Origin of the sequence: Demequina capsici (assembly GCF_032102965.1) — a bacterium.
Classification (GTDB): Bacteria; Actinomycetota; Actinomycetes; order Actinomycetales; family Demequinaceae; genus Demequina; species Demequina capsici.
The window spans coordinates 998584-1015463 of record NZ_CP134880.1 but is presented as its reverse complement, the minus strand read 5'-3'; the positions used below and the strand labels follow the sequence as shown (position 1 = coordinate 1015463).

Here is a 16880-nt window from a genome sequence, read left to right as displayed (position 1 = left end):
CCCACCGGTCCCCACCGATACGCGTGCGGGTGACTGAGTGTCGATCCTGCGCGGTCGTTGCATCCAGCGGGTACGTGGATGTCGCCAAGGCGCGGCTCTCGCTGGGAAGCCGCCGCAGCGTCGCGCGCGCCCAGGAGCGCGCCGCCACCCACGCGCACCGCGACGATGCCGTCACCCCTGGAAGAGGTCACGATTGTGCGGCGAAGCACGCGGTCGCCTCCCAGAGGTCACGCCATTCGACGTACCGTGCCGGTAGAGGTGGATGCTCGGGCGACGGACGGCGACGACGCCGACCCCGGTCTCGAGCCCGCCCTCGGGGGATCATGGCTCGACACCCGTGGTTGAGGGGCCTCGCGGTCGTGCTTGCCTGCGCGGCGGCTGCGGCGATCGCTGGACCGGCTGGCGCGGCACCGGCTGCCCCCGGACCGCCGACCGGCGGGACGGAACCGATCCCTGCTCCGTCGGTTCCCGTCGACGTGGCGGAGCTCGCGGCAGGCACGCTCGCCGCGCAGGTCCAGGCATCGCTCGCCGACACGGTCGTCGTGGGCGACGGCGTCGGCGATATGTCCGCCGTGCCCGACTGGAGCGGAGACCTCGCTGTCGGCGCGGTCCACCAGCTCTACCGATTCGCCACCGAGTGGATCTGGGGCGATGCGATCACCGCTCCCGTGGTCGCGAACCAGGAGTGGCTCGCGCCGTTGATCCTCGACGGCACACCCGTCGGCGCCGTGCGCGTCTGGCTGCCCGACGGCACCGCCGAGATGGCCGGCTTCGACGACAACGCGGTCCTCGGCGCCTCTCTCGAGGAGCTCGACCCTTCGGTGATCCTCATCGAGGACGCCGTGGCAGCGCGGTGGTACTCGCTCGTCGGCGACATGCTGACCCCGGTCCGCGCCTCGTCGGCGCCCCAACAGATCACCGCGCCGATCACGCTGGGAACGGCACGGAGCATGCTGTACCCGGGCGAGTACTCGGAGGACGGTCAGACGTGGCCGGCCGCCGCGATCCAGATCACGCTCGTGGTCGTCCTCGCGGCCGCCGTGCCCGCGGCGATGACGGTCTCCGCGCTGCGCCGACGCCGACAAGCACGCGTGCGCTAACGCCAGAGCCCGTCGATCGGCAGGTCTCGACCGATGACGCGGCACGCCGCGCGGTGCCCCGACAGCATCGCACCGGCGACAGTCGCGGGGTCGTCGGTCCAGGTCGCCTCGCCCGCCAGGTGGAGCACTCCCCCGATCGGCGTCGCGAGTGCGTCGTGGTCTGCGGGGGTCGACCCGCGGGTCATGTATGCATACGATCCGCGGGCGAAGGGGTCGGCCCGCCACGCGGTGCGCCGAACGCTCATCGGCGCGGGGACGTCCTCGCCGTAGAGGCGACGCAGCTGCGCCATCACGGACTCGGCGACCTGCGCATCGGTCCAGTCGGCGGTCTCGCGAGCGGCGGGACCCGCCGCGAACGTGAGCAGCGTCGGCGTGCCGTCGAGCTCGGTGAGGTCGTACCAGGAGTGCCACCAGCGGCCCTCGGGCTCGAGCTGACGGATCGCATACACGCCGTCGTCCCAGAACCGGGCAGGGAATCGCAGGAAGACCTTCTCGAAGTCGTTCATCTCGAGCCTGCGCAGCGGCTCCGTCACCGCAGCCGGAAGGACGGGTGAGAACGCCAGGTCGCCTCCACGGAGCACGCCGACGGGCACCGTCACGATTCCTGCGACGCCCTGCACGACCCCGCCCGACGACCAGGCTCGCACCCCCTGGCCGCTCCACTCGACGCGCGTGACCACCTCGCCGAGCCGCACGTCGAGGCCCACCGCGAGCCGAGCGGGCAGCACGTCGTATCCGTCGGGGAGGACGACCTCGTCGCCATCGATCCGATCGTCGTCGAGCCCGTGCGCCGCGAGGTCCTCGATCCACGCGCCGTACTGCTCCTCGCTGCGGTGCTCCAGGTACTCGCGCACGCGCTGCGCGCGCTCGGGCTCCCCACTGATCGATCCCAGCGCTTGGTCGGTCACGTCCCGGTACGACGCGTCGGGCGTGCAGTCCGCGATGCTCGCCGCCAGCTCGTCGTCGACGGCGTGCACATCCGCCGCGAACGCCTCGGCAGCAGCGCAGGGGAGCCGGGACCCATCGGGACCGTAGTACGCGATGGGCCTGCTATCGACCTGATACCCACCCACCGTGAACTCGTGCGTCCTCATCCCGAAGGCGCTCACCGCCTCAGCGACCGGGCTCCCGTCGATCCCATGGATCCACGAGGCTCCCAGATCCGTGGCGTGCCCATCGGACCGGTCGGTGAGGATGCGGCCTCCCACCCGGTCCCGCGCCTCCAGCACCACCACCCGACTGCCTTGCGCGGCGAGGAGCCGCGCGGCCGTCAATCCCGCCACGCCCGCACCGACCACCACGACGTCGCAGTCGTGCACGTCACCCACCCGCGAAGGGCGGCAGCACGTCGACCGTCGCGCCCGAGGAGATCGCGTCCCCTGGCTCGAGGTACTCGCCGTCGGACAGCAGCGAGCACCGAGGAAGCACCGCGGCCAGGTCTCCGCCATGGGCGCGCACGAGCGCCTCGCGGAGCTCGGCCGCGCTCGCCGCCTCGATCACGGTCTCGTCCACGCCTGCCGCCTCGGCCGCGCCGGCGAACAGCCGGACCACCACGCTCACGGCGACTCCCAGCCGTTCACGAGCTCCTCCACGGCGAGGATCCCGTCGTGAGGATCGGTCCGGGCCGCGCCTGCCGCGTATCCCACCAGGTACGCGGCGATGGGGCCTGCGGGGCGCATGACTCCATGCGCGACCTCACGGACCAGGTCGAGCACCGCGTCGGTGTCGACCGTGCCCGGCGCGAGTCCGAGCGCCGCCTCCACGGCGGCCGTCCAGTCGTCGAGGGTGGCAGGCTCGGTCATGGCTGCTCCTTGCGGTGATGATCCAGGTCGTCCCACGTGTCCACGTCGCGGCTCGCCGCACCGTCGTCGGGCACATCGGCCATGACGAGGTCGGAGATGAGCTGCCACATCGAGGCTCCGTCCGGGTGAAGGTCGGCGAGCGCGCCTCGCAGCGAGGCGATGCGGTAGACGGCCGCGAGAGGCTGCTCACGCCCCTCGCCGTCCACCAACCAGGCGCCGTCCGGCGCAGAGGCCGCAGCTTCCACCAGCTCCGGGACAGCGCGGCCGATGCGCGGCATGTCGCACGCGAGCACCAGGACGTCTCCGGAGCGCTCACCCACCACGTCGAGCCCGGCCGCGATCCCTGCGACCGGACCTCCGCCCGGCGGGTCCTCGCGGGTCACCATCACACCTGGAGGCACGTCGACGGGACCGACGACCACGATCGTCGAAGCCGCGGCGGCCGCTTCCAGCGTCAGGTCGAGCAACGTCCTGCCGTCGACCTCCAGATCGGGCTTGGACGCTCCGCCGAGCCGCCGAGCACGACCACCTGCGAGGATGATCGCCGCGAGCGTCACGCGCGCTCCCAGGTGCCGGAACGGCCCCCGGTCTTGCTGGTGACGCGCACGGAGCGGATCTCCGCTCCGCGGTCCACACCCTTGATCATGTCCACGACTGCGAGCGCCGCGACGGAGGCCGCCGTGAGCGCCTCCATCTCGACACCGGTGCGGTCGGCGGTGGAGACCGCGGTGGTGATGGCCACCCCGTCGTCGTGGATCTCGAGATCGACCGTGCACCCGTGGATCCCGATGACGTGCGCCAGCGGCAGCAGGTCGGGCACCCGCTTCGCGGCCGAGATGCCGGCGACCCGCGCGACCGCGAGGACGTCGCCCTTGGGCACGTCGCCTGATCGGAGCGCCTCGATCACGTGCGGTGCGCACGCCACGAAGCCTTCGGCGGTCGCACGCCTCGCGGTCGGCTCCTTCGCCGTGACGTCGACCATGCGCGCGTGGCCTGCGCCGTCCAGATGTGTGAAGCCCGTCATGGCACCAGTCCCATGACGTCCACCGTAGCGCCCGGCTCCACCTGAACGACGTCCGCGGCTACATACGCGAAGCCGTCCGCCCTGGCGAGCGCACCCGCCAGGTTCGAGCCCGAGCCTCCCGAGGTGGCGGGACGCACCGTGTCGCCCTCGATGCTCACGGGCATGAGCTGCGCACGCCCGTCCGGGGTGCGCCACCCTTGCGCTACGCGCAGCGGACGCGTCGTCGGCGCCGGCACGCCGAGCATCGCGCACAGCATGGGCACCACGAACAGGCGGAACGTGACTGCGACGGAGACGGGATTGCCCGGAGCGCACACGATGGGGACTCCGTCGATGCGTCCCCACCCCTGGGGCTTGCCAGGCTGCATGGCGACCGGCGCGAACTGCACGCCGCGCGGAACCAACGCCTCCTTCACGACGTCGTAGGCGCCCGCGCTCACCCCGGCTGCGGTGAGCACGAGGTCGGCGTCAAGCCCCGCCAACGCTTCGAGGAGTGCCTGGGGCCCGTCTCCGACCACCTCGACCGACGTCACCGCGCCGCCCCATTCCTGGACACCGGCGCGCAGCAGCGCGGAGTTGGAGTCGTAGATGGCCGCGGGACCGAGCGGTTCCCCGGGCGCGACCAGCTCGTCCCCTGTCACGAGCACCGCGACGCGCGGCCTGCGCGCGACGGCCACCTCGGCACGCCCCGCCGCAGCCGCCGCCGCGACGTCCACAGCCCGCAGCCGGCGGGGCGCCGCCAGCACGACACCTCCTTCGCGCATGTCCGCCCCGGCCGGACGGACGTGGGCGCCGACAACGGGCCAGTCCCGGATCCGGACGCGCTCCGTCCCGGCGTCGGTCCGCTCCACAGGGACGACGGCGTCGGCGCCCTGCGGCATCGGCGCGCCGGTCATGATGCGCGCGACGGTGCCGGGCTCGAGCGGCAGCGGCACGTGGCCCGCAGGGATGTCCTGGCTGACGCGCCACGAACCCGCGGAGCCATCGGCGCTCGCGACGGCGTACCCGTCCATCGCGGAGTTGTCCCATGGGGGCGCGTCTGCGACCGCGACCACGTCGCCGCGCAGCACGCGCCCGACCGCCCCGGCCAGCGCCACCGCCTCCACCTCGGTGGGCGAGACGAGCGTCAGCAGGTGCTCGAGGTGCTCGGAGACGCTACGCATGAGTCCTGGCGCGGGACCGGACGCGGATCTCGCGCCACCGGCCGGTGCGGCCGTCGAGGTGATCGAGCCGGCCCTCCCCCGCGTCGTGTCCCAGCAGGACGGCGAGCGCACGCGACGCCATCGCGGTGCCGATCTGGCCGCATACCGCGCCCACGACCCCCTGGCCCTCGCAGCGGTCGAGCTCGCCCACCTCGTCGTGGGGATACACATCGTGCAACGCGACCGCACCGCCGAACACCGTGACCTGGCCGTACCAGCCGTGGACCGCACCCCAGACGACGGGCACGCTGCGCTCACGGGCCGCAGCCGCGACCGCGCGTCGACTCGTCCACGTGTCGGTGCCGTCGACCACCAGGTCCGCCGCATCGAGCAGGGCTCCTGAATCCTGCGTGAGCCGCTCGCACGCGATCGTCGTGGCGCACCACGGCGCGACGCGACGCAGCGCGTCCGCAGCCGCCTCCGCCTTGCGACGACCGACGTCCTCGGGCCCGAACAGGATCTGGCGATGCAGGTTGGACGTCGCGACGCGATCGGAGTCGATGAGGGTCAGCGAGCCCACGCCCGCGGTGGCGAGGTACTGGGCGGCCGGGCACCCCAGCCCTCCCATGCCGACGATCGCCACGTGGGCGCCTCGAAGCGCCTCCTGACCTTCGTCGCCGAACCCTGGGAGCACACGCTGACGCAGGAACGGGTCAGCCATCGCAGCCCGCCATGTAGCGTTCCACGACGATGTCGACAAGGCTTCGATGAGGCGCCAGCGGCGCCGTCACGAGAGTCGCACCGGAGTCCGCGAGACGCTCCTGGAAGACGCCGGGCGCAAGCAGGAAGGAGGCCACCACGACCTCCTCGTCCTCGCCGAACGCACGCGCATCGAGCACGGCGTCGGGCACGCTCGGGTGCATCCCCGCAGCGTAGCCGACCCGCACGGGACCGCCCCAGGCGGTGCGCAGCATGTCAGCCGTCCGCTCGGTGTCCGCCGTGGAGCGCGGGTCCGACGAGCCCGCAGGTGCGAGAACCACCGTCGCCGCGGGCGACGCCCCCGCGTCCCTGAGCCGCTCCACCACGATCCGCACCAGGCGCGAGTCCGGTCCCAGAGCAGGGACCGCGACCACGTCGTCCCGGCCTTCGACCGCCTTCGCGATGTCGTGATGGACGTGGTAGCCGCCGGCGAGCAGCAACGGGACGACGACCGCCGTCGTCCCCCCGCCCGCCGGCTCGATCGAGGCGACGACATCGTCCAGCGAGGGACCGTGGACGTCCACATACGCCTCCCTCACGTCGACGTCAGGCAACGCGCGCCGCACCTCGTCGAGCAGGGCACGCACCGTCGCCTGCCCCGTCGGCGACCTGGTGCCGTGCGCGCACCCGATCAGCGTAGGACGCCCGCTCATGCGATGCTCACCGCCAACGCGTACCCCCTCTTCACCACCGTGCGCACCAGGTCCCTCGATCCCGCGTTCTCACGCAGCCGGTTGATCGCCGCATCGACCGCGTGGCTCGAGCCCTGGGCGCCGGGAAGCATGTCCGAGAGCTGCTCGCGAGTCACGACGCTGCCGCCGGCGCGGGCGAGCGCCCTCAGCAGCTCGAGCCCGCTGGGGGTGAGGGGAAGCACATGACCGTCGAGCACCGCGGACGTCGCACGCATCACGAGCATCCCGTCAGGGGTCGACACCCCCGCCACCGTCTCCGCGTAATGCTTGACGAGCTCGCGCACCAGCGCGCCGAGGCGCCACCGGCTGGGGAACCCGACCTGCATGCCCGCCTCGATCAGCGGAGCCGCCGTGACCGGACCGACGGCGACGAGCAGCAGCTGGCCCGCGACGGACCGTGCACGCATCGCATCCATGAGCCCGTGCTCCTCCACGCAGGCGAGCCACGACTGCGCCGCAGGAGCCGACGTGAACGCCACCGCGTCCGCCCTTCCAGCCGCCGCGTTGTCCACCCACTCCGCGTGAGGTCGGGGATCCAACGGAGGGCCCCATCCGTACACGAGGAGGCTCTGCACCTCCGCTCCCGCCGCCTCGAACGCCTCGTCCAGACCGTCCGCACCGTTGCCGTGATGCTGCACGGCCACGCGCAGACCCGCCACGCCTTCGGCGAGCAGGTAGTCGCGCAGCTCGGACGACGTCTCGGACTCGGCGACCCAATCCGCCTCGAGGCCCGCAGCCTGGATCGCGCCGCGCGCCTTAGGGCCGCGCGCGACGAGCCGAGCACCCGCCATCGCCTCGAGCAGATCGTCGACGAGGCCGGCGGCGTCCGCCGCCTCGATCCACCCGCGGAACCCGATGCCTGTGGTCGCCACGACGATGTCGGGCGGCGAGTCGATCAGGCGCTTCGTGTCCTCGATGAGGCGTGCGTCGTCCAGGTGCGGGATGGTCGAGAGCGCTGGCGCGTGAACGACCGTGGCCCCTCTGCGCTCCAGCGCGGAGGCGAGCTCACGTTTGCGTCGATCGGCCGTGATCACGATGACACAGCCTGCGAGCGGCTCACCTGGCGTCGACATGCGGCTCCCCTACGAGTGCGGGGTGGCTGCCGCCGCCGAGGCGAGGAGCTCGGGGTGCGCCACCTGTCCGATCACGATAATCGCGGGAGGTTTCACCCCGGTTTCCCCTGCGCTACGGACAGCATCAGAGAGCACGGTGCGCGTGATGCGCTCCTGCGGCGTGGAGCCGCGTTCGATGATGGCGACCGGCATGCCAGGTGCCGCACCCGCATCCAGCCCAGCCTGGACGATGCCAGGAAGCGCGTTGACGCCCATCAGGACCACCAGCGTCGCACCTTCGACCATGGCAGCGACGGCCGTGGGATCCGCGCCCGCGTGGCCGGAGGTGATGACGACGGTCCCGGCCACCTGGCGCTGAGTCACAGGGATGCCAGCGAGCGCGGGTACGGAGAGCGCCGAGGTCACGCCGGGCACGACCTCCACGGGCACCCCTGCCTCCAGGCACGCGTGCACCTCCTCGCCACCGCGCCCGAAGACGAACGGGTCGCCGCCCTTGAGCCTGACCACGACGAGCCCTTGCTTGGCTCGATCCACCAGCAGCGCGTTGATCTCGTGCTGCGGCACCGGGTGGTTGTCGGGCGACTTGCCCACGTTGACGACCTCGACGTCGTACGGCACGGTGACGAGCAGCTCGGTGGCGCCCAGCCGGTCGGTGACCACCACGTCGGCCTCCGAGAGCGCCTGACGCCCGCGGACCGTGATGAGCGACGGGTCCCCAGGGCCGGAGCCGACGAGGATCACCCTTCCCTCATGCGCCCGGCGCCGGCGAAGGTCCACACCGCCCGCGTCGATGTGCGCTGCGACGGCGTCGCGCACCGCGCGGATACGCGCAGGGTCCGGCCCCTCCGTCGACACGACGCCGACGGCCAGATCGCCGTGCTGCGACGATGCGGCCTGGCGGGCCGAGCCTCGCGAGCCGTCCGATACGTCGATGCTGAAGATGCGACGCGCGTCGGCCCAGGAGACGACGGTGGCGTTCACGGCGGGGTCATCGGTGGCCGCGAGCACGAACCACGCGTCATCGAGGTCCGCGGCCGCCGCCTCGCGGTCCCGCCACTCCAGGTCGCCATGCTGCGCATGGCGCCTGATGTCATCCGAAGCCGCGGGCGCGACGACGCACACATGCGCGCCCTCGGCGAGGAAGCGTCGCACGCGTCGGGACGCGACCTTGCCCGCGCCCACGACCACCACCCGCCGACCTGTCAGCGCCAGCCCGAAAAGTGCGGTCACTCCTGGTCCTTCGACTCCACCATCACGTCGCCATTGTCGACCACCACCCGGTAGACCTCCAAGCCGGCCTGCTCGCCGACCACCGGCTCCTTGTCCATCGTGGCAAGGCACTCCCCGGTGAGCAGCGAGAAGACCTGCTTGTACAACGGGCTCGCGATCGTCGGCTCCTCACCACGCGAGCCGGTGATGCCCCGGCTCATCACATGCGCGCCGGAGAAGGGGCACAGGTTCTGCACCGCATGCACGGACCCGTCCGCCAGCAGGAACACGGCGACCTGGCGGCCCGCGACGAGCGCTGCCGTGCCGAGCTCGGGAACCAGGTCCGCAAGCGCGCATACGCGGACCAGCCGCCGCGTGCCGATGGTCGTGGTCATGAGCGGACCTCCAGGGTGGTCGAAGCGATCAGCACGGGTCCGGAGGAACGCTCCTCCGTGGTCGCGGGCCGGCGCTGGCCGCGCGTCTCGACGTAGGCGAGCGACGGGTCAGGGGTCTCCGGCGCGTTCACGAAGCTCGCGAACTGGCGCAGCCGCTCCGGGTCCCGCAGCACGGCCGCCCACTCGTCCTCGTACGAGTCGATGTGGCGCGCCATGTGTGCGTCGAGCTCGGCGCAGATGCCCAGAGCGTCATCGAGGATGATCTCCTTCAGCCGATCGAGGCCGCCCTCGAAGTCCTCCTGCCAGGGCGCGGTGCGCTGCAGCCGGTCCGCTGTCCGGATGTAGAGCATCAGGTACCGGTCGATCACCCGGAGCAGGCCGTCGTCGTCCAGGTCCTCGGCCAGCAGCTCCGCGTGACGCGGCGTGAAACCGCCGTTGCCACCCACGTAGACGTTCCAGCCCTTCTCGGTGGCGATCACGCCCACGTCCTTGCCTCGCGCCTCCGCGCACTCGCGGGCGCAGCCGGACACCCCCAGCTTGATCTTGTGAGGGCTGCGCAGGCCCCGGTACCGGAGCTCGAGCGCGATGGCCATGCCCACCGAGTCCTGCACGCCGTACCGGCACCAGGTGGAGCCGACGCACGACTTCACGGTACGCAGCGACTTGCCGTACGCATGCCCCGACTCGAACCCCGCCGCCACCAGCCGGCTCCAGATCGCGGGGAGCTGCTCCAGGCGGGCACCGAACATGTCGATCCGCTGCCCGCCCGTGATCTTCGTGTACAGCTGGAACTCCTTCGCGACCTCGCCGATCACGATCAGCCTGTCGGGCGTGATCTCGCCGCCCGGCACCCGCGGCACGACGGAGTACGTGCCGTCCTTCTGCATGTTCGCCATCACGCGGTCGTTCGTGTCCTGCAGCGCCGCGCGGCCCTCGGCGAGCACGTGACGGTTGTACAGGCTCGCGAGGATCGAGGCGACGGTGGGCTTGCAGATGTCGCACCCGCGGCCGGTTCCGAAGCGTTCGACGATCGCCGTGAACGAGTCGAGCTCCGCGACCTGCACCGCCTGGAACAGCTCGGCACGGCTCATGGCGAAGTGCTCGCACATGGCGGTGGACGCCACCAGGCCCTGCTTCGCCATCTCCTCACCCATGACCTTCTTCACGAGCGGGATGCACGACCCGCACGAGGTGCCGGCCCTGGTGCACGCCTTCACGGCGGAGAGATCGTGACAGTCATGGTCGGTCACCGCGCTGCGGATCGTGCCCGCGGACACGTTGTTGCATGAGCACACCGCCGCGGAGTCGGGAAGCTCCAGCTGCGGCCTCTCCCCTCCACCCTCAGGAAGCAGCCACACCGCCGGGTCGCCCGGCAGCTCCGCACCCACCATCGGTCGCAGGCTCGCATACGCGGACGCGTCCCCCACCAGGATCCCGCCGAGCAACGTCCTCGCGTCGTCGGTCATCACGAGCTTCTTGTACACGCCCGCCACCGGGTCCGAGTAGACCAGCTCGAGCGCGCCAGGGGTACGCGCGAAGGCGTCGCCGAAGCTCGCGACGTCCACCCCCAGCAGCTTGAGCTTGGTGGAGACGTCCGCTCCGGGGAACGACGAGGCGCCGCCGAGCAAGGCATCCACCGCGACCTCGGCCATCGTGTTGCCAGGGGCGACCAGGCCCCAGCAGGCGCCCTGGATGCATGCGACCTCGCCGATCGCCCACACATGGGGATCCGCGGTGCGGCACGAGTCGTCGACGACCACGCCGCCGCGCTCGCCGATCTCCAGGCCGGCGTCTCGAGCCAGCTCGTCGCGCGGGCGCACCCCGGCGGACACCACGACGATGTCCGCGGGGATCTCGTCGCCATCGGTGAACCGCAGCCCGGCGACCGCACCCGAGTCGTCTCCGACGAACGAGTCCGAGAAGGCGTTCAGCCTCACGTCGACGCCGAGCCGCTCGATGAGCCTGGTCAACGCGTGACCGCCACCCTCGTCCACCTGGACGTTCATGAGACGATCCGCCGCCTGCACGACCGTGGTCGCGATCCCCATCGACGAGAGCGCGCCCGCAGCCTCCAGCCCGAGCAGCCCGCCGCCCAGGGCGACGCCGCGGGGCGACCGCCCAGAGCCAGTCACCTTGTGCGCCCACGACTGGATCCGGGCCACGTCGTCGATGGTGCGGTACAGGAACACGCCATCGAGGGTGGAGCCGTGGATGGGCGGCATCCATGCGTAGCTCCCGGTCGCGATCACCAGCTGGTCGTACGGAAGCGTCGAGCCGTCGTCCAGGTGGACCTCGCGCACCGCCCGGTCGATGCGCGTGGCCCGCGCTCCCCGGCGGAGCCGCACCGCACCGCGAGCCCACAGCAGCGACTCGCCGAGCGTGAGCGACGCAGGCTCCTCGCCGGTGAACAGCCGTGACAGACCGATGCGGTCGTAGGGCAGATACGGCTCCTCACCGACCACGGTCACGTGGAACGCCGAGTCGACGTCGCGGTCCATCAAGGCCTCGACGAAGCGGTGGGCGACCATGCCGGCCCCGATGACCACGATGTGCTGGGACATGTCAGGCTCCTTGCGTGACAGCGACCGGAGCCGCGGGGTTGGTGGGGTTCGCGCCGACAGCGCGGTGGCACGCGATCAGTCCTTCGACGAGCGAGGTGCAGTCGCCGCAGCCGGTGGTGGCGCGCGTGCGGCCGGCGACGTCCTTGACCGTCTCGCAGCCGTCCGCCAGCGCCTCGCGGATCCGGCCGGCGGTGACGGTGTTGCAGTTGCACACCTTGTCGTCGTCCTTCAGGTCTGCAGGATCGCGTGTCGCCGCGGCTGCTCCCCCGCCGGCGAGCGCGCGGATCATCAGCTGGGCGGGGTCCGGCGGCACCGGAAGCCTGCGGGTGTACAGGGCGCTGAGGGTGGCGGCCACGTCGCCGTCGCCGATGCACGTGGCACCCACCAGCTGCCCGCCCGACACCACCACCTCGATGTAGCGTCCACCCTCGGGGTCCTTGAGGCTGAGCACCCGGTAGCGCGGGTCCGACCGATCGAAGTCTCCGCAGACGCCCATGGCCACCATCGCCATGCCATCAGCCTTCACCCGCACCACGTCGGACGTGGGCACGGCGTCGGACGCACCGGGAGCGCTTCCAGTGAGAACGCCGACAACGGTGGACGCCTGCTGCCAGCCTTGCGCGACGAGCCCCCGCGCGCCGCCTGGCGGCTGCGCGCAGTCGCCGATCGCCCAGATGTGCGGGTCAGTCGTCGCGAGCGAGTCGTCGACGATCACTCCGCGTTCGCACGCGAGGCCGGCCGCCCGCGCCAGCGTCGTCTCGGGGATGGTCCCTGCACACATGACCACCATGTCGGTGAGCAGCTCGGAGCCGTCCTCGAGCCGCACCGACGTCACACGACCCCTGGTGGTGTGCACCCGCGCGAGCGAGGCACCCGTGTGCGACTCGATGCCGAGCCGCCGCAGGCTCGACTCGGCGACCGCGGATGCCTCCCAGCCCAGCTGCCGCTCCATGAGCCGGTCGGCGATGTGCACCAGACGCACGGCGATGCCGCGACGGGCGAGGCCCGTCGCGACCTCGAGGCCGAGCACTCCGGCCCCGAGCACGACCGCTCGCCGGGCGCGCCCTGCAGCCGTGACGATGCCGTCCGCGTCGGCCATGTCCTTGAGCACGAACACCCCGTCGACGAGGCCGTGCGCGTCGGCGACGCCCTGGACGGCAGGCACTCGCGCGGCGGATCCCGTCGCGAGCACCAGAGCCGCGTACGGGTGGGTGCGACCGGTCGAGTCCACCACCGTCATGAGGTCACGATCCACCGTGACCGCGCTGACCCCCGTGCGGCGCATGATCCGCGGATGCTCCTTGGCGATCCGCAGCAGGTCGGCGCTCTTGGCGCCGGCGACGACGCTGGACAGCAGCACCCTGTTGTACGCGGGGACCGGCTCCTTGCCCAGCAGCGTCACGTGCGCACCGAGGTCCGCCTCCACGAGCAGCTCGGCGAATCGGGAACCGACCATCCCGTCGCCGATGACGACGATCCTCCTCATGACCGGCTCCCTTCGTTCGCTCGCGCAGGGCGAAGCGCCACGGCGCACACCTTGAACTCGGGCATGCCCGAGGTGGGGTCGGTCGCGTCGTTCGTGAGCACGTTGGCGCTGCCCAGCCAGTGGAACGGCACGAACACGGTGTCGGGGCGCACCGCGTCGGTGACGCGCGCAGGGAGCTCGACCGCCCCGCGGGCGGTGCGCAGCTCCACCAGGTCACCCTCCTCGAGACGGTGCGACTCGGCGAGCGACGGGTGGAGCTCCACGAAGGCCTCCGGCTCGCTCCGGACGAGCTCGCCCACGCGGCGCGTCTGGGCACCGGACTGGTACTGCGTCAGGACCCGACCGGTCACCAGGTAGACAGGCGCGTCGCCTCGCACGTCATCCCGAGGACCCTGGTAGTCGACGCACACCATGCGCGCGCGGCCGTCCGGGGTCGGGAACGAGTCGAGGAAGACGCGCGGCGTGCCGGGGTGCGACCCGTCGCCGGCGGGGCAGGGCCAGTGGATCTGCTCTCCTGCGTCGAGCCGTGCGTACGAGACGCCCGAGTAGTCCGCCGCACCGCCGGCAGAGGCGCGGCAGAGCTCGGCGAAGACCTCCGCCGGCTCCTCGGAGAAGCCGCGCGCGCCGAGGCGCCGCGCAAGCTCGGCGAGGATCCACAGCTCCGACCTCGCCTCGCCCGGAGGGTCGACGGCCTTGCGGCGCCGCAGGATCCTGCCCTCCAGGTTCGTCATGGTGCCGTCCTCCTCGGCCCACTGGGTGACGGGCAGCACCACGTCGGCGTACGAGGCGGTCTCCGAGGGCACCACATCCGCGACCACGAGCAGGTCCAGCCGTCGGAGCGTCTCGGCGACGGCACCCGCGTTCGGCGCCGACACGACGATGTTCGAGCCATGGACCAGCAGCGCTCGCGGTCCGCCGTCGGTGCCGAGCCGGCGCAGGAGCTCGACGGCGGGCACGCCCGGGCCGGGCAGGTCCTCGGGGTCGACGCCCCAGACGGACGCCACGTGGGCACGCCGCGCCGGGTCGGCGATCGACGTGTACCCGGGCAGCTGATCGGCCTTGAGCCCATGCTCCCGCCCCCCTTGGCCGTTGCCCTGCCCCGTGATCGGCGCGTAGCCGGAGCCTTCGCGACCGGGCAGCCCCAGAGCCAGGGCCAGGTTGATGGCGGCACTCACCGCGGCGGTGCCTGACGCCATCTGCTCCATGCCGCGCCCGGTGAGGATGTACGCTCCTGCACCGCCCTTGGCCGGGCTCGCGGAGGCCAGCAGCCGCGCGGTGCGGCGCAGGGCCCCGGCGGCGATTCCCGTCACCTGCTCCGCACGTTCCGGCCACCACGCGCTCACGGAGACGCGGACGTCGGAGAAGCCGCCGACCCGCGCCGCGAGGTACTCGTGATCCACCAGGTCCTCGTCGATGAGGACGTGGAGCAGGCTGAGCAGCACCGCCATGTCGGTGCCAGGCACGATCTGCAGGTGCACGCCGGAGCCGTTGTCGGTCAGCGCCGCGGTGGCCGAGCGCCGTGGGTCCACGTACACGAGGCCACCCCGGGAGCGCACGCCCGCGAGGTGCTGCACCAGCGGCGGCATGGTCACCGCGACGTTCGAGCCCATGATCAGCACCGCGTCGGCGCCTCCGATGTCCGCGAGCGGGAACCCGAGCCCTCGATCCATCCCGAACGCTCGGTTCGACGCCGCGGCCGCCGACGACATGCAGAAGCGGCCGTTGTAGTCGATGTACGGCGTGCGCAGAGCGACACGCGCGAACTTGCCCAAGGCGTACGCCTTCTCGTTGGTGAGGCCGCCGCCTCCGAAGATCGCGACCGCGTCGCGCCCGTGCGTCCGCTGGATGGCCGTGATCCTGGACGCGACCATGTCGAGCGCCTCGTCCCAGGTGGCGGGCCGCAGGTCGGCGCCTCGCGCGTCCCGCACGAGCGGCGTCGTGAGCCTGTCGGCGGCTGCCAGCACCTCCGCGGAGCTCCAGCCCTTCTGGCACATGCCTCCCCTGTTGGTGGGGAAGTCGCGTGCGGAGACTGTGACAGGCAGACGGTCACCCGGCGTGGGGGTGAGCGTCTGCGCGCACTGGAGCGCGCAGTAGGGGCAGTGGGTGGCGACCGCGCCGGCGGAGGCATCGGCCTCCGCCGGGCGCGTTGCCGACAGGTCGATGCTCATCAGACGTTGCGCATCCGGGCGCCGGGACGCAGGTAGAACACGACGGTGAGGGCCGCCATCGCGAGGAACACCGCCACGTAGATCTGGAGAGCCGGCACGATCGTGCCGTAGGTCTCGTTCGCCCACTTGTAGACGAACGGGATCGCGAATCCTCCGAACGCGCCCACGGCGGAGATGATGCCGACGGCACCGGCCGCGCGCCGCTTGAAGTCCAGCCGGGACTCATCGCTGTCCTCACCCTGGTCGGCATGGATCCGGGTGAAGATCGACGGGATCATCCGGTAGGTGGAGCCGTTGCCGATGCCGGTGAAGGCGAACAGCGCCATGAACGAGACGAAGAAGACCAGCAACGAGTGGTGCTGAACTCCGAGCACCGCCGTGTACCCGGCGACCGCCATCGCGACGAAGCTCAGAACCGTGACGACGGAGCCGCCGATGCGGTCCGCGAGCCTGCCGCCGTACGGACGGGAGAGCGAGCCGATGAACGCCCCGAGGAAGCCCCAGCTGAGCGCGATGTCGGGGCGCTCGAACACCACCTTGAGGAGCGTGGGGAAGGCCGCGGAGTAGCCGATGAAGGATCCGAACGTGCCGATGTAGAGGAACGCCATGAGGTAGGTGTGGCCGTGCTTCAGGGAGGCCGCGGTCGGCTTCGGGTCGGCCTTCGCCTCGCGCAGGTTGTCCATGAACAGGAAGGCGAGCACCGCGGCGGCGACGGCGAGCGGGACGTACACGAGGCCCGCGTTGGCGAGGCCCAGGCCGCCGAGGCCGATCGCGAGGGGCACGAGCTTCTGAGCGACCGCGACCCCGATGTTGCCGCCCGCGGCGTTCAGGCCGAGCGCCCATCCCTTGCGCCTCTCCGGGTAGAAGAACGAGATGTTCGCCATGGACGACGCGAAGTTGCCTCCGCCGAACCCTGCGGTGGCGGCCACGAGCACCAGCGTCGTGAAGGGCAGCTCCGGATGGCTGACGGCCCACGCGAGCCCCAGGGTCGGCACCAGGAGCAGCATGGCCGAGATGACCGTCCAGTTCCGGCCTCCGAACACCGGGACTGCGAAGGTGTACGGGATCCGCAGGAACGCGCCTACGCCGGAGGCGACCGCCAGGAGCGTGAACCCCTGTCCGGCGGTCAGCGCCCAGCCGTTGGCGCCTGCGGCGACCAGGGCACCCGAGCTGTCGAACGTGCCGTACATCTTGACGACGACGATCGACCACAGCAGCCACACGGAGAACCCGATGTGCTCCGCCACGATGGAGAACGCGAGGTTGCGGAAGGCGATCTGCTTGCCGCGCGCCTCCCAGAAGAGCTCGTTCTCCGGGATCCAGCGCTCGATCCAGCGCCCCTTGCCGATGACGCCTGGCTCGATGTCGAGAGCCTCTGCCTTGTCTGAGATCGTCATTGCCCCTCCCAGGACCTTGCCCGCGGCCTCCGCCATGGAGGACCGTGCGAATCGGACAATGACGACGGTAGG

Annotated in this window: 16 protein-coding genes; 1 reads left to right on the top strand and 15 read right to left on the bottom strand. The window is 71.7% G+C overall.

Annotated features, from left to right (window positions below):
- The first annotated feature begins 323 nt into the window (after positions 1-323).
- Positions 324-1100, top strand: coding sequence for a hypothetical protein (locus tag RN607_RS04850; protein ID WP_313544733.1), 777 nt, complete (start codon positions 324-326; stop codon positions 1098-1100).
- Here the strand turns inward: RN607_RS04850 and RN607_RS04845 are convergent.
- The 15 genes from RN607_RS04845 to RN607_RS04775 are packed head-to-tail and all read right to left on the bottom strand — an operon-like array spanning position 1097 to position 16808.
- A complete protein-coding gene (locus RN607_RS04845) occupies positions 1097-2428 on the bottom strand; it encodes a flavin monoamine oxidase family protein (protein ID WP_313544731.1) in 1332 nt (443 codons plus the stop codon). The genes RN607_RS04850 and RN607_RS04845 overlap by 4 nt on opposite strands.
- Positions 2421-2660 carry a MoaD/ThiS family protein gene (locus RN607_RS04840; RefSeq protein WP_313500420.1) on the bottom strand — a complete coding sequence of 80 codons (240 nt, stop codon included), beginning with the start codon at positions 2658-2660 and terminating at the stop codon, positions 2421-2423. The genes RN607_RS04845 and RN607_RS04840 overlap by 8 nt, the downstream gene beginning before the upstream one ends.
- Positions 2657-2902, bottom strand: coding sequence for a DUF6457 domain-containing protein (locus RN607_RS04835; RefSeq protein WP_313500418.1), 246 nt, complete (start codon positions 2900-2902; stop codon positions 2657-2659). The genes RN607_RS04840 and RN607_RS04835 overlap by 4 nt, the downstream gene beginning before the upstream one ends.
- Complete coding sequence (gene mobA / locus RN607_RS04830) at positions 2899-3459, bottom strand: molybdenum cofactor guanylyltransferase (protein ID WP_313544729.1); 561 nt, start codon at positions 3457-3459, stop codon at positions 2899-2901. Before mobA ends, RN607_RS04835 begins: the two co-directional genes overlap by 4 nt.
- Positions 3456-3926: a cyclic pyranopterin monophosphate synthase MoaC gene (gene moaC / locus RN607_RS04825; protein ID WP_313544728.1), complete on the bottom strand. Its 471-nt coding sequence runs from the start codon at positions 3924-3926 to the stop codon at positions 3456-3458. The genes mobA and moaC overlap by 4 nt, the downstream gene beginning before the upstream one ends.
- Positions 3923-5089, bottom strand: a complete 1167-nt coding sequence (locus RN607_RS04820; protein ID WP_313544726.1) for a molybdopterin molybdotransferase MoeA — start codon at positions 5087-5089, stop codon at positions 3923-3925. Before RN607_RS04820 ends, moaC begins: the two co-directional genes overlap by 4 nt.
- A complete protein-coding gene (locus RN607_RS04815; RefSeq protein WP_313544724.1) occupies positions 5082-5789 on the bottom strand; it encodes a HesA/MoeB/ThiF family protein in 708 nt (235 codons plus the stop codon). The genes RN607_RS04820 and RN607_RS04815 overlap by 8 nt, the downstream gene beginning before the upstream one ends.
- Positions 5782-6480 carry a sirohydrochlorin chelatase gene (locus tag RN607_RS04810; protein WP_313500408.1) on the bottom strand — a complete coding sequence of 233 codons (699 nt, stop codon included), beginning with the start codon at positions 6478-6480 and terminating at the stop codon, positions 5782-5784. Before RN607_RS04810 ends, RN607_RS04815 begins: the two co-directional genes overlap by 8 nt.
- A complete protein-coding gene (locus tag RN607_RS04805) occupies positions 6477-7592 on the bottom strand; it encodes a uroporphyrinogen-III synthase (protein WP_313544722.1) in 1116 nt (371 codons plus the stop codon). The genes RN607_RS04810 and RN607_RS04805 overlap by 4 nt, the downstream gene beginning before the upstream one ends.
- 9 nt (positions 7593-7601) lie before the next feature.
- Entirely contained in the window at positions 7602-8822 is a 1221-nt protein-coding gene (gene cobA, locus RN607_RS04800) for a uroporphyrinogen-III C-methyltransferase (protein ID WP_313544720.1), read from the bottom strand.
- A complete protein-coding gene (nirD, locus tag RN607_RS04795; RefSeq protein ID WP_313500403.1) occupies positions 8819-9196 on the bottom strand; it encodes a nitrite reductase small subunit NirD in 378 nt (125 codons plus the stop codon). The genes cobA and nirD overlap by 4 nt, the downstream gene beginning before the upstream one ends.
- Entirely contained in the window at positions 9193-11757 is a 2565-nt protein-coding gene (nirB, locus tag RN607_RS04790; protein ID WP_313544718.1) for a nitrite reductase large subunit NirB, read from the bottom strand. Before nirB ends, nirD begins: the two co-directional genes overlap by 4 nt.
- Before the next feature lies 1 nt (position 11758).
- Complete coding sequence (locus RN607_RS04785) at positions 11759-13243, bottom strand: FAD-dependent oxidoreductase (protein WP_313544716.1); 1485 nt, start codon at positions 13241-13243, stop codon at positions 11759-11761.
- Positions 13240-15411 (bottom strand): molybdopterin oxidoreductase family protein, encoded by a 2172-nt coding sequence (locus RN607_RS04780; protein WP_313544714.1) that lies wholly within the window; start codon positions 15409-15411, stop codon positions 13240-13242. Before RN607_RS04780 ends, RN607_RS04785 begins: the two co-directional genes overlap by 4 nt.
- The gene (locus RN607_RS04775; protein ID WP_313544712.1) at positions 15411-16808 is read right to left on the bottom strand and encodes an MFS transporter; all 1398 of its coding nucleotides are present in this window, start codon (positions 16806-16808) and stop codon (positions 15411-15413) included. Before RN607_RS04775 ends, RN607_RS04780 begins: the two co-directional genes overlap by 1 nt.
- Positions 16809-16880: the final 72 nt, after the last annotated feature.

Excerpts from the sequence above, each read along its gene's own strand:
- RN607_RS04815 (WP_313544724.1), bottom strand. The coding sequence starts at position 5,789 with ATGGCTGACCCGTTCCTGCGTCAGCGTGTGCTCCCAGGGTTCGGCGAC.
- nirD (WP_313500403.1), bottom strand. The coding sequence starts at position 9,196 with ATGACCACGACCATCGGCACGCGGCGGCTGGTCCGCGTATGCGCGCTT.
- RN607_RS04835 (WP_313500418.1), bottom strand. The coding sequence starts at position 2,902 with ATGACCGAGCCTGCCACCCTCGACGACTGGACGGCCGCCGTGGAGGCG.
- RN607_RS04775 (WP_313544712.1), bottom strand. The coding sequence starts at position 16,808 with ATGACGATCTCAGACAAGGCAGAGGCTCTCGACATCGAGCCAGGCGTC.
- RN607_RS04810 (WP_313500408.1), bottom strand. The coding sequence starts at position 6,480 with ATGAGCGGGCGTCCTACGCTGATCGGGTGCGCGCACGGCACCAGGTCG.
- nirB (WP_313544718.1), bottom strand. The coding sequence starts at position 11,757 with ATGTCCCAGCACATCGTGGTCATCGGGGCCGGCATGGTCGCCCACCGC.
- RN607_RS04820 (WP_313544726.1), bottom strand. The coding sequence starts at position 5,089 with ATGCGTAGCGTCTCCGAGCACCTCGAGCACCTGCTGACGCTCGTCTCG.
- RN607_RS04805 (WP_313544722.1), bottom strand. The coding sequence starts at position 7,592 with ATGTCGACGCCAGGTGAGCCGCTCGCAGGCTGTGTCATCGTGATCACG.
- RN607_RS04780 (WP_313544714.1), bottom strand. The coding sequence starts at position 15,411 with ATGAGCATCGACCTGTCGGCAACGCGCCCGGCGGAGGCCGATGCCTCC.
- RN607_RS04785 (WP_313544716.1), bottom strand. The coding sequence starts at position 13,243 with ATGAGGAGGATCGTCGTCATCGGCGACGGGATGGTCGGTTCCCGATTC.
- moaC (WP_313544728.1), bottom strand. The coding sequence starts at position 3,926 with ATGACGGGCTTCACACATCTGGACGGCGCAGGCCACGCGCGCATGGTC.
- RN607_RS04850 (WP_313544733.1), top strand. The coding sequence starts at position 324 with ATGGCTCGACACCCGTGGTTGAGGGGCCTCGCGGTCGTGCTTGCCTGC.